The 12,047-nt window shown below is 44.9% G+C and carries 10 protein-coding genes; 6 read left to right on the top strand and 4 right to left on the bottom strand.

What is annotated here, in order from left to right:
- Positions 1–213: 213 nt before the first annotated feature.
- On the top strand, positions 214–1,332 hold the full coding sequence (proB, locus tag C9I43_RS11635) for a glutamate 5-kinase (protein WP_076496299.1): 1,119 nt from the start codon (positions 214–216) through the stop codon (positions 1,330–1,332).
- Between the two features lie 12 nt (positions 1,333–1,344).
- A complete protein-coding gene (locus C9I43_RS11630) occupies positions 1,345–2,622 on the top strand; it encodes a glutamate-5-semialdehyde dehydrogenase (protein ID WP_107883553.1) in 1,278 nt (425 codons plus the stop codon).
- A 203-nt stretch (positions 2,623–2,825) separates the two neighbouring features.
- On the opposite strand, the gene C9I43_RS11625 is transcribed toward C9I43_RS11630, so the two are convergent.
- From C9I43_RS11625 to C9I43_RS11615, 3 genes are all read right to left on the bottom strand, one after another.
- Entirely contained in the window at positions 2,826–3,128 is a 303-nt protein-coding gene (locus C9I43_RS11625; RefSeq protein ID WP_076496303.1) for a hypothetical protein, read from the bottom strand.
- A gap of 138 nt (positions 3,129–3,266) precedes the next feature.
- Positions 3,267–3,743 carry a Cys-tRNA(Pro) deacylase gene (gene ybaK, locus C9I43_RS11620; protein WP_107883552.1) on the bottom strand — a complete coding sequence of 159 codons (477 nt, stop codon included), beginning with the start codon at positions 3,741–3,743 and terminating at the stop codon, positions 3,267–3,269.
- Between the two features lie 26 nt (positions 3,744–3,769).
- A complete protein-coding gene (locus tag C9I43_RS11615) occupies positions 3,770–4,690 on the bottom strand; it encodes a DMT family transporter (RefSeq protein WP_107883551.1) in 921 nt (306 codons plus the stop codon).
- Positions 4,691–4,979: 289 nt separating this feature from the next.
- Here C9I43_RS11615 and dnaK point away from each other — a divergent pair, with 289 nt between their 5' ends.
- The 3 genes from dnaK (at position 4,980) to C9I43_RS11600 (ending at position 9,665) form a co-directional block, all read left to right on the top strand.
- A complete protein-coding gene (gene dnaK, locus C9I43_RS11610) occupies positions 4,980–6,899 on the top strand; it encodes a molecular chaperone DnaK (RefSeq protein WP_076496311.1) in 1,920 nt (639 codons plus the stop codon).
- A 109-nt stretch (positions 6,900–7,008) separates the two neighbouring features.
- Positions 7,009–8,145: a molecular chaperone DnaJ gene (gene dnaJ, locus C9I43_RS11605; RefSeq protein WP_076496313.1), complete on the top strand. Its 1,137-nt coding sequence runs from the start codon at positions 7,009–7,011 to the stop codon at positions 8,143–8,145.
- Positions 8,146–8,645: 500 nt separating this feature from the next.
- Positions 8,646–9,665 carry a hypothetical protein gene (locus C9I43_RS11600; protein WP_107883550.1) on the top strand — a complete coding sequence of 340 codons (1,020 nt, stop codon included), beginning with the start codon at positions 8,646–8,648 and terminating at the stop codon, positions 9,663–9,665.
- 489 nt (positions 9,666–10,154) lie between these two features.
- Here the strand turns inward: C9I43_RS11600 and C9I43_RS11595 are convergent, their stop codons facing one another.
- The gene (locus C9I43_RS11595) at positions 10,155–10,433 is read right to left on the bottom strand and encodes a DNA polymerase III subunit epsilon (RefSeq protein ID WP_107883549.1); all 279 of its coding nucleotides are present in this window, start codon (positions 10,431–10,433) and stop codon (positions 10,155–10,157) included.
- 207 nt (positions 10,434–10,640) lie between these two features.
- Between C9I43_RS11595 and C9I43_RS11590 the strand changes: the two genes are divergently transcribed.
- The gene (locus tag C9I43_RS11590; RefSeq protein WP_107883548.1) at positions 10,641–12,041 is read left to right on the top strand and encodes a DEAD/DEAH box helicase; all 1,401 of its coding nucleotides are present in this window, start codon (positions 10,641–10,643) and stop codon (positions 12,039–12,041) included.
- The last annotated feature ends 6 nt before the right edge of the window (positions 12,042–12,047 follow it).

The raw sequence follows: 12,047 nt of genomic DNA, 5'->3' as shown, positions 1-12,047 counted from the left end.
CGAGTGTCCGATAAGTCAGCTTTGCTAGCGGAAATCAGTATGCATATTGTCTACAATAGACAATATTTTTTGAGGGTCATCCAACAGATGACCCCTTTTTTATGTGCAATTTCTAGCAAACTGCAAAATTTATCTCTCGTTAACCACTCCTTGCTACCAATTACCCAGCGGATTAGGTATAAGGATTGTTCGGTTATTTTTTACAAATTAATAATGAACTTAAGTGATATTGCGTACCGCCGTGTGGTAGTGAAATTAGGGACGAGTGTGCTGACCTCTGGCAGTAAACAGCTAGATAAAGCCCACATGGTTGAGCTTGCTCGTCAAATGGCCGCGCTGATGAAGTCAGGGGTCGAAGTCGTATTATGCACCTCAGGAGCCATTGCCGCAGGGCGTGAGCATCTCCAATACCCGATACTGCCCGACACTATGGCCAATAAGCAGTTATTAGCCGCTGTCGGGCAAAGTCAGTTAATCCTCGCTTGGTCACAACTCTTTAGTATTTATGGGCTGCATGTGGGCCAATTGCTGCTGACCCGTGCCGATTTACAGGATAGAGAACGTTACCTTAATGCCCGTGACACGCTTAATGCCTTGTTAGCCAATAATATTGTGCCAATCATCAATGAAAACGATGCGGTGGCTACTAATGAAATCAAAGTTGGTGATAACGACAATCTATCGGCCCGTGCCGCGCTGCTGTGTGATGCCGACTTATTGATTTTATTGACGGATCAGAAAGGCTTATTTGATGCCGATCCACGCACTAATCCCGATGCTAAATTGATTTCGCAGGTAGTCAAAATTGACGATAGCCTACGGATGCTGGCGGGCGGTTCTGTGTCGGGTTTAGGCACTGGCGGTATGTCGACGAAATTAGAGGCGGCCGATATTGCTCGCCGCGCGGGGATTGAAGTGGTGATCGCCTCTGGCCATCACCCTGATGTGATTAAAAAAGTGGTGAGCAAGGAATCGGTTGGCACGCATTTTAGTGCCATCGAAAATCCGCTCGAAAGCCGTAAACAGTGGATTTTAGCGGGCCCTGCAACCCAAGGCTCTTTAGTGCTCGATGCCGGCGCGGTCAAAGCCGTGACTGATAAGGGCCGCAGCTTATTGTCTAAAGGTATCGTAGGCGTTAAAGGCCAATTTGAGCGCGGCGCAACACTGCAATTAGTCGATCAACAGGGTAAGGTAATAGCCAAAGGGATGACACGCTATTGTGCTCAAGCCCTAGGTTTAATCGCAGGTAAACATTCCGACGAGATCGAGTCAGTACTCGGTTACGATTATGGTGATGCAATAGTGCACCGCAACGACATGGTAGTCCTATAAGTGAGGTCCGTTTTGAGTCAAATTCAGCAAGAGCAATACATACAGCAACTTGGTATTAATGCTAAACAGGCAAGTTATGCTTTAGCAAGCTTAACTGCAATCCAAAAAGCTGAGTTACTCAAAGCCATCGCCGATGCGTTAACTCAGAATACATTGGCGATTTTAGCCGCGAATGCTAAAGATGTGGCTGCGGCTAAAGCGGATGGGCTAACCTATGCGATGATTGACCGATTATTGTTAGACGAGGCGCGTTTAGCGAGCATCATTAGTGATATTGCTGATGTTGTTCGCCTTGCTGACCCCGTTGGCGAAGAGTTCGGCAGTCAATTACTCGATAACGGTTTAAGGCTCACTCGCCGCCGCGTACCGCTTGGGGTTATCGGGGTTATTTATGAAGCGCGGCCCAATGTAACCGTTGATATTGCAGTGCTGGCACTCAAAACTGGCAATGCCATCATTCTTCGTGGCGGCAAAGAAACCCTGCAATCTAATAAACTCATTAGCGATGTGATCCGCAGCGCTGTAGTCGCCCAAGGTTTACCTATTGATGCGGTGCAATTTATCGACTCGCCAGATAGAGCCTTAGTGACAGGTTTACTTAAGCTTGACCAATATGTCGATATGATAGTGCCTCGTGGTGGTCAAGCGTTGCAGCGTTTATGCGCCGAGCAGGCGACAATACCAGTCATTTTAGGGGGTATTGGTATTTGCCATTTATATGTCGATAAAAATGCCGACTTTGAACGCGCGCTCGCGGTGATAGCTAACGCTAAAGTGCAGCGTCCTACCGTGTGTAATGCGCTCGATACCTTGCTGGTGGATGAGCAGGTAGCGAGCACGTTTGTGCCGCAAATTGCCGAATATCTACATAGTTTAGGTGTGCGTTTTTCAGTCTGTGAGCAAACTTATACATTGCTTGATGGCTTAGGTTTTGATGTTTCCCTTGCCAAATCCGAAGATTTTGGTATCGAATGGTTGTCGTTAACCTTAGGTATTAAAGTGGTCAGTGACATTGACGCCGCTGTTAGCCATATTCGCCACTATTCTAGCGGCCATTCCGAAGCTATTTTGACTGATGACATTCACGCCGCGGCGCACTTTATGAACGAAGTGAACTCAGCTGCTGTGTATGTCAATGCTAGCACGCGCTTTACCGATGGCGGCCAGTTTGGTCTTGGCGCTGAGGTTGCGGTGAGCACACAAAAACTCCACGCCCGTGGCCCAATGGGACTTGAGGCATTAACCACTTATAAATGGTTAGCATGGGGCGATTACACCAGCCGCATGTAATGTTTTTCTGTTAGAAACAAACAGCCGTTAACGCCTTGCGTCGACGGCTTTTTTATGCGAATTAATCGATAGATGCCGCTTAATACGATTGCTATAACAGCATGTCGTGGTGTGAAAGATTTTGTGAAGGGTGGTGTAAAGGTTTGCAATGAAGGAGCTAAGAGTTAAAAGTATTAAAAATAAAACGATGATAAACAAGAAGCTTAATGGAATAGCTGCAGACTCGTGGCGATGATCCAAATACACAAAAATATTAATGACATTAGTGCCGTAAATTTACGAAATGGAACAATATATTCCAAGGTATAGATAAAGTATTTTTCTTGCACGCTGCGGGTGAGTAATACCGCTGGCAACATAAAACTGCAATACAACATCACCACCATAGTAGTGAAGTCGTTACCCCAAAAATATTCGAAAACAAATAAGCCAATACAGAGCAGCATCGCCACCCAGCTGAGGCGGCTTAAGCCATTTTCTGGCATCCATTGCGTTGACTTTTCCATATGACTATCCTTAGTCTCGTTGACTTCTGTACAATTTATAGCTTGATGTAAGCGGTTTTTCAAACGTTTTAAATATTACATGGCTATCGTGATGGCGGTAATTGTTATATTTAGATGCAGATTATAGCTAAGTGACGGTTATAGCGTCTTTATGTCGGCAAACGATCCCTTACACAGCTTGGCTAAATCTGTAGCCGCTAAGCTAATTTCTAAACCGCGGCGGCCGGCGCTCACATAAATCCTATCAAAGTTCTGCGCACTAGCATCAATCAAGGTGGGTAATGGTTTTTTTTGTGCCAGCGGGCTAATACCGCCCACAAGATAACCCGAGGATTTTTGCGCTAATTCTGCATCGGCCATTTGCAGCTTTTTTTGTCCTAAGCATTTAGCTACGGCTTTTAGATTGAGCAGATGATCAACCGGCACTAAAGCGACCGCAAGCGGAGCGTGCATTTTATCCGTGGCAACTAATAGGGTTTTAAATACCTGTGCCGGCTCTAGCCCTAATGTGTTGGCGGCTTCTTCGCCGTAGGCCGCACAATGTGGGTCGTGGCTGTACTCAAGGATATCAAATGGGATCTGGTTTTTTTTCACCAGACGAACAGCAGGGGTCATTTTCTACTCCTTTACAATATCGATACTTACTTGGCTAGCTTTGGGCCAAGCTTATTATTGCGGTCAATATAACGCGGTAAAAGTTGCTGTAACACCATACCCGACAGAATAAAAGCGAGCCCGAGATAGGTTGCCATGGTTATGGTTTCTTGCAAAATCCACGCGATAAATCCAATTGACATCACTGGCGATAAAAACACCATAGTGCTGATGTTAGCTGTGCGGGTAGCCGTTTTTAGTGCCATTAACCACAGCACAAAAGTAATGCCCATCTCAAACAATCCTACATACATACCTGCGAATATTGCCTTAACACTAAAACTCGGTATCACATCGGTTAGCATTAACGTGACTGCGATAAAAGGTAAACCGATGAGAAAACTGAGTAATAAACTCACTACGGGATCCCCTTGATCTTTGGTATTGACGATCCAATATAAGCACCAGAGCAAGGTACTTGTGAGGGCAAGACCAATGCCGAGCGGACTATCAAAACTAAAACCGCTGATATCGCCACCAGTGGCAATAATAAAAACCCCTGAGTAGGCAATCAATGCCGCGGCAATGTCACTTTTACGCAAATGTTGTTTTAACAAAGGCGCGGCGAGTAACGGCAGCAATACCGCCCAAGTGTAATTAAGTGACAAGGCTTGCTGTGCGGGCAATAAGGCATACGCCTTAAATAGCACCACATAGTAAAGAAAGGGATTGATAAGCCCTGTGACTAAATAAAAAGTGGGGCGGCGCAAAAACTGTTGTTGCAGCAAAGAGAGTTTACGTTGCCAGGCGAGAATACCACCAAGGGCAACAATGGAGGTGAGTACCGCCACAAAGACTAATTGCAGCGGGCTGTAATAGCTCAAGGCAATCTTAAATGCTGTGGCAACCGTAGACCATAGAAAGACCGCCGCCATACCATACACATACGCTAGATTTGAAGCCTTCACACTAATGACCTTACATGGATAAATACCCGCTCAATGGGGGCTGATTGAATAACAGCCTTGGCTGATAAGCAAGACTATTTTGTATTGATAAATGTTTTATCTTGATACTGCTACGGGAAAGAAAAATTAGAAAAATTTTTTGTTCACCCTTGTAATTAAATTCCCTGTCCCAATATAGGTATCAAGGCAGAGAAGGTGGCTAGTGATGGACTTGATATTTAAACCATCTAGCCTCATATCAACACCAACTAAACAAATTTAGATTGAATGAAATTTTCCGGAGGACCTCATGGGTAAAATTATTGGTATCGATTTAGGCACAACAAACTCTTGTGTTGCAGTCCTCGATGGCGGCAAAGCACGTGTTATTGAAAATGCTGAAGGCGAGCGCACAACACCGTCAATCATCGCTTATACAGACGATGAAATTATTGTTGGTTCGCCAGCAAAGCGTCAGGCTGTGACTAACCCAACTAACACATTCTTCGCGATTAAGCGTTTGATCGGTCGTCGTTTTAAAGATGATGAAGTTCAACGTGACGTGAACATCATGCCATTCAAAATCATTGCAGCCGACAACGGTGATGCATGGGTTGAATCGCGTGGTAATAAAATGGCACCACCACAAGTGTCTGCTGAAATCTTGAAAAAGATGAAGAAAACAGCAGAAGACTTTTTAGGTGAAGAAGTAACAGAAGCAGTTATTACTGTTCCTGCCTACTTTAACGATTCACAACGTCAAGCCACTAAAGATGCCGGTCGCATCGCAGGTCTTGATGTTAAGCGTATTATCAACGAACCAACGGCAGCTGCATTAGCCTACGGTATTGATAAGAAGCAAGGCGACAACATTGTTGCGGTATACGACTTAGGTGGTGGTACGTTTGATATCTCTATCATCGAAATCGATAGCAACGATGGTGACCAAACATTTGAAGTATTGGCAACTAACGGTGATACCCACTTAGGTGGTGAAGACTTTGACAACCGTTTGATCAACTACTTAGCTGATGAATTCAAGAAAGAACAAGGTCTTGATCTGCGTAAAGATGCCTTGGCAATGCAACGTCTGAAAGAAGCGGCTGAGAAAGCGAAAATTGAGCTTTCAAGCACAAATCACACAGAAGTTAACTTGCCATACATTACAGCAGACGCAACTGGTCCTAAGCATTTAGTGATTAAAATCACTCGTGCTAAGTTAGAAGCACTGGTTGAAGACATGATTATGCGCACATTAGAGCCATTAAAAGTTGCCTTGGCTGACGCTGATTTATCAGTATCAGACATCAACGAAGTGATTCTTGTGGGTGGTCAAACACGTATGCCTAAGGTTCAAGAAGTCGTAACAAACTTCTTCGGTAAAGAACCTCGTAAAGACGTGAACCCAGACGAAGCCGTTGCCGTAGGTGCTGCGATTCAAGCCGGTGTTCTGTCGGGCGAAGTGAAAGACGTATTACTGTTAGACGTAACACCACTGTCTTTGGGTATTGAAACCATGGGCAGCGTAATGACCAAGCTGATTGAGAAAAACACTACTATTCCTACTAAGGCGCAGCAAGTGTTCTCAACAGCCGATGACAACCAAAGTGCAGTGACAATTCACGTACTGCAAGGTGAGCGTAAGCAAGCGAGCGCGAACAAGTCATTAGGTCAGTTTAATTTAGATGGTATTGAGCCTGCACCACGCGGCCAGCCACAAATTGAAGTGATGTTCGACATCGACGCCGACGGTATTTTACATGTGTCTGCGACAGACAAGAAAACCGGCAAGAAACAAAACATCACCATCAAAGCCTCTTCTGGTTTAAGCGAAGAAGAAGTGGCACAAATGGTACGTGATGCTGAAGCTCACGCAGATGAAGACAAAAAGTTTGAAGAGTTAGTGCAAGCACGTAACCAAGCTGACGGCTTAGTCCACGGGACTAAGAAACAAGTAGAAGAAGCGGGCGATGCACTGCCAAGCGAAGATAAAGAGAAGATCGAAGCTGCTATGGCTGCTGTTGACACTGCCATCAAAGGCAATGACAAAGAAGCCATTGAAAAGGCAACTCAAAACTTAATCGAAGCGTCTGCTAAGCTGATGGAAATTGCTCAAGCTAAGTCTCAAGCTCAAGGCGGCGACAATGCCGACGCGGGCAAACAGGCTAACGCTGCTGCCGATGATGTTGTCGATGCTGAATTCGAAGAAGTGAAAGACGACAAGAAATAATGATTTGTTCTCAATCAAATCGATTGATTTCAAATAGTTAATTTCTAGGCGGGCGTTACGGGGCAACCCTAACGCCCGTTTGTTCAACTTAAGCCAGAAGCATGAGATTATGTCAAAGCGAGATTATTACGAAGTATTAGGTGTCAGTCGTGACACCAGCGAACGTGAAATTAAAAAGGCCTACAAACGTCTGGCCATGAAGTTTCACCCAGATCGCAACCCAGGCGACAAAACCGCAGAAGCTAGCTTTAAAGAAATTAAAGAAGCTTACGAGATCCTAACCGACGCAGACAAAAAAGCGGCTTATGACCAGTTTGGTCATGCAGGTGTCGATCCTAATCGCGGTGGCGGTGGTTACGGTGGTGGACAGGGCGATTTCGGTGATATCTTCGGTGATGTCTTTGGCGATATTTTCGGCGGTGGACGTCGTGGTGGCGGTCAACGTCAAGCGGCCCGAGGCTCAGATTTACGTTACAACCTCGAATTATCACTGGAAGAAGCGGTTAAAGGTTTCACCAAAGAATTACGTATACCCACACTGGCAAGTTGTGATCTGTGTGACGGCAGCGGCGCTAAAAAAGGCACCTCTGCAACCACTTGTGGCACCTGTCATGGTCAAGGCCAAGTACAAATGCGTCAAGGATTCTTTGCCGTACAACAAGCTTGTCCAACCTGTCATGGTCGCGGCAAGATCATCAAAGATCCTTGTACCAAGTGCCATGGCGATGGCCGTGTTGAAAAGAGCAAGACCTTATCAGTTAAAATTCCAGCTGGCGTCGATACGGGTGACCGTATTCGTTTAGCCGGTGAAGGCGAAGCAGGTGAGTTTGGCGCGCCTCCAGGGGATTTATACGTTCAGGTCAGTGTGCGTGAGCATGCGATTTTCGTCCGTGATGGTAACAACCTCTACTGCGAAGTGCCGATATCTTTCAGTAAAGCGGCCCTAGGCGGTGAGATTGAAGTACCAACACTGGATGGTAAAGTGAGCCTTAAAATCCCAGCCGAAACGCAAACGGGTCGTATGTTCCGTTTACGTGGCAAAGGGGTTAAATCGGTTCGTAGCCATGCTGTTGGCGACTTGCTCTGCAAAGTGGTCATGGAAACGCCGGTTAGCTTAAACGAACGTCAAAAAGAACTGTTACGCGAATTTGAAGCCACCCTAACGGGTGAGTCAAGAAAGCATAGCCCAAAGGCTGAAGGTTTTTTTGATGGCGTGAAGAAGTTTTTTCAAGACTTGAATAGCTAACTTGGCCTAGTGGCGCAGCGGCTAGCTGCGCACTAGAAGAAAAAAGCCCCGCAGTGTTTAACACCGCGGGGCTTTTTTATGTCACAAATCTAGTTTGAGATTTCGATTCTTTTTAAAAGAAAAGTCAAAGTCGTGGGGCTTCACCCCACACCCGACCAAGGAGGACTGCTCGTCCTATCCTCCTTGGATTCTCCAAGACGCCCCTAACGGAGTTGAAAGCCCCTTGTGCTCATAGCCAAATTTGCTATCGCTTCCGAAGGATGCGTCCCTGCACCTGCGAAAGCTAGTCGGTCATCCATGACCGAACTCACGCAATTTGTCTATTCGCCCTGCGGCAACTCCGAGGGGATGGTGTATTCCTTAGATTCTGGTGTTATTGGTAAATCATTAAGGCATAAAAGTTATGCCTGTCTGGTTTTTCCTATCTAAATTTACAACAATAAAAGTGTGTTATCATCCATAAAGTTGACGTGGTTTATATCAAGTTAAATGGATTTGAAATGAAATTTATCTGTTTTTATACAAAGAACTCTGTTTGTGCAGTTAAACCTATCACTGCTGAAGAAATATCAAATGCAGATACAGAATATAAGAAGTTAGAGTTATTTAATTCGGTTGTATTTACAAAGGAGTGTGATGAATTTTTATTGGAGGTTCAACGTGATGGGCAATTAAGGTTTCACTCAAAAGTAGTTGAGCTAAATCATCCAAAGGATGAAGACTTTTTATTTGATCGTTCAGTTAATTGGCATGAAAAGTGGTTTCGCTATTTAGAGTTAATTAACGCCTTTCATTTGACACTTTATTCCTCAGTTATACAGTTCAAATGGGGTAGTGGTTTCTCCATTGATTTTATGGGTTTTTATGATGTAACTAGAAATGATGCTTTTCTTGATGATACTTTATGGGCTGGTGTTGCATATTATTCAAATAACAATTCAGGTCAAAATAGAAGAATTCAACATCGGCAGTTTCAGATACCATTTTCACTTCGAGAACAATCAATTGGGTTAGATACCATTATTTTAAATAATGCAGCAAATGAATTCTCAAAAATATCAAAAAATCATAAGGTAATAAGCCTTCTTGCTGAAATGGCAAAGAGTTTTGCTGAGTATAAACAATTTAATAACACCGCATCTCTGATTTTTTCGTGGTTTGGTACTGAGAAAATACTTTTGAGTATGTGGAAAGAGCTACTATGCTCATCATCATTTAGTAAATACAAGTCTGCTATCGATGAACGGAATAAGCATGAAAAACATGGCGTAGTTGCTTTTAAAAACTATAATACATTTCACATTATCAATGGGTTATGTGTTGCTGGGGGAGTTAGTGTAGATGATTGTAATAATTTACACACAATTCGAAAATCTAGGAATAAAGTAGCACACTCTGAACATAATAAAATCTCTGAGTATGACGCTGAGTTATGTTTAAAGCTTTTTGTTAAATTGATGAATGGACTTTACAGTATGAATATCAGCCTTAATTTCGATTATACGACTGAGGTTATGTAGGGGCTCTAAGTAAATAAATGGCGTAAGCATTACGACTGTAAAATACGCCATTTAATATTGTGGAAGCATGGATACACCTTTCCCTGCGAAGTTGTCGAAATATGGAGATAGTTCTTAGTTGTTTGGGTGGGGCCGTGGCGACATCATGGATGATGGCGCAGGCTCTGGGGCAGATGGATTTGCCATCTGAGGCGTTAGGCGATTTTTGTTGGAGTATGAGACCTTGCTGTTATTAATGAATGAGCAATGCAGTTAACTTCGCTAGGGTGAGTGCTGCGTAGCAGCGTTTCGAACGAGAGCTAGGGATGGCGAACTGGCCGTTAGACATGGAGGTTGTTCGTCAAGGGAGCCTCCAAGGAGGATAGGGCGAGCGTCCTCCTTGGTCGATTCTCTAATAAAAATCAGGGGGCGAAGCGCCACGACCTTGATATGGATTTTGACTTTGATTTCGATTCGAAAATCCAAACGAAGTTTGGAAAGCTAAGTGTTTTACTCTTCTGGAACAGTAAATGCGGCTTCTGCTTTCTCTAACTCTTGCTCGGTTTTAAGCTCAAACGCTTGCTGCTTTTTAAGCTTGGCTTCTTCTTCGAGTGCGGCTTCTCTTTGTTTAAATTCGTGTCTCTCTGGTTTAGTCAGAAACTTAAACGCGAGCTTGTTGCCCAGCACGTAGGCGACCACGTCTTCGCCCTTTGTGCGGCGTTCATCGACGCGTTGTGAAAAACGGGCGTTATCGCGGGCTTTACGTTCTGCGGCATTTAACTTACTCATAATCTTGTCTCTTCATTTAGTTAATCACGGTAGTGTTCCACTACGTTCAGTTAAACAAATGAGTTGTGTTGCACATTCATAAAGCTGATTGGAGGGGATTCTACCATAAGCTAGCCCGAAATCAGTGGAGTAAAAGCCGAAACAATATTGGTATTCCCATTCGACACTGAGTAAACTTTCGCTCCCATGTGTTGATACGGTGCTGTGATGACCTTTCCCGAGCTTTCTTCTTCCCCTGAGTCGTTAACTTTTGCCAAGCTTGGCTTAAATTCGGCATTACTTAAGGCGTTGCCTGCAGAGTTGGTGCAACCCTCTCGGGTGCAGCAGTTGGCTATTCCTGTGGTGCTAGCGGGGCAAGATGTATTGGCTTTAGCGCAAACAGGCAGCGGTAAGACGTTGGCCTTTGGTTTGCCACTGCTACAAAAACTGCAGCAATCATTACCGCCGTTATCTCAATCACTGGTATCGCCAAAATCCATAAATACCGCTAAGCATAACGCCAAAGGTGGCGGTGTTTATCAGGCCGAAGCTTTTGCATCTGTGCTGATATTAGTACCAACCCGCGAGTTGGCAATGCAAGTAACCGAGGCGCTGCAAACCTTAGCGAGTAATCTATTCGCGCAATATGCGACGTTACAGCCGATTACTATTCAAACCCTTTGCGGCGGCGTTGAGCTTGAAACGCAATTGGCAGAGTTAGCCGCCAAGCCGCAGGTGTTGGTGGCAACGCCGGGGCGATTACTCGATTTATGCCAGCAATCGCATATCGGCCTTAGCGCAATAAAGTATTTAGTGTTCGATGAAGCCGACCGTTTACTTGAGATGGGCTTTTGGCCTGATATACAAAAGCTATTAGCGTTAATGCCTAAATCTCGCCAAACCTTGTTATTCTCAGCGACCTTTCCGCCAGCGTTAGAACAAGTCGCGAGCCAATTATTAAACCATAGCGCGCAGCGTATTGAAGCCCAACAACTTAACTCTGTGGTCGCTGAGATTGAAGAACAGCTGTATTTAGTCAACAAGGGCAGTAAGGCGCAGGTGTTAATTGCGTTATTAAAACAATATCAATGGCCGCAGGTGCTAGTGTTTATCAGTGCCCGTGATGATGCCGATGCGGTTGCCAAACGCCTTGCTAAAGCGGGGATGAAAGTTGCTGCGCTGCACGGTGAAAAAGATCAAACTGTACGCAGCCAAACCTTAGCCGACTTTAAAGCCAATAAGCTGCAAGTATTAGTGGCCACAGATTTAATGGCGCGTGGCATTCATGTCGATGCTTTGCCTGTGGTGATTAATTTGGATTTGCCCATGAGCGCGCCAGTGTATGTGCACCGAATTGGCCGCACTGCCAGAGCAGGTGCTAAAGGGCTGGCTATTTCCCTTGTGTGCCATAGCGAAATGCCAACCCTAGCGGCAATCCGCACCTTGACCACACGGGAGTTGCCACTGGCATTATTGGCCGATTTTCCGGTAACGGATAAGCCAAGTGAAAAAGCTAGTGATGTTGTAGAGGGTGACAAGGTTGAACGTAAACGAGCGCCGCGGGATAAACAGGCAAACCGCCGTAGCATTAATAAGCACAGCGCCAAAGAGTTTAAAGGTAAGCGTTGATTGCTT

The sequence above is a fragment of the Shewanella morhuae genome (assembly GCF_003028295.1).
In the GTDB taxonomy this organism is placed as follows: Bacteria; Pseudomonadota; Gammaproteobacteria; order Enterobacterales; family Shewanellaceae; genus Shewanella; species Shewanella morhuae.
The sequence above is the reverse complement of the archived record's forward strand: the minus strand, read 5'-3'. Positions and strand labels throughout refer to the sequence as shown.

Excerpts from the sequence above, each read along its gene's own strand:
- ybaK (WP_107883552.1), bottom strand. The coding sequence starts at position 3,743 with ATGACCCCTGCTGTTCGTCTGGTGAAAAAAAACCAGATCCCATTTGAT.
- C9I43_RS11595 (WP_107883549.1), bottom strand. The coding sequence starts at position 10,433 with ATGAGTAAGTTAAATGCCGCAGAACGTAAAGCCCGCGATAACGCCCGT.
- C9I43_RS11590 (WP_107883548.1), top strand. The coding sequence starts at position 10,641 with ATGACCTTTCCCGAGCTTTCTTCTTCCCCTGAGTCGTTAACTTTTGCC.
- proB (WP_076496299.1), top strand. The coding sequence starts at position 214 with ATGAACTTAAGTGATATTGCGTACCGCCGTGTGGTAGTGAAATTAGGG.
- dnaK (WP_076496311.1), top strand. The coding sequence starts at position 4,980 with ATGGGTAAAATTATTGGTATCGATTTAGGCACAACAAACTCTTGTGTT.
- C9I43_RS11625 (WP_076496303.1), bottom strand. The coding sequence starts at position 3,128 with ATGGAAAAGTCAACGCAATGGATGCCAGAAAATGGCTTAAGCCGCCTC.
- C9I43_RS11600 (WP_107883550.1), top strand. The coding sequence starts at position 8,646 with ATGAAATTTATCTGTTTTTATACAAAGAACTCTGTTTGTGCAGTTAAA.
- dnaJ (WP_076496313.1), top strand. The coding sequence starts at position 7,009 with ATGTCAAAGCGAGATTATTACGAAGTATTAGGTGTCAGTCGTGACACC.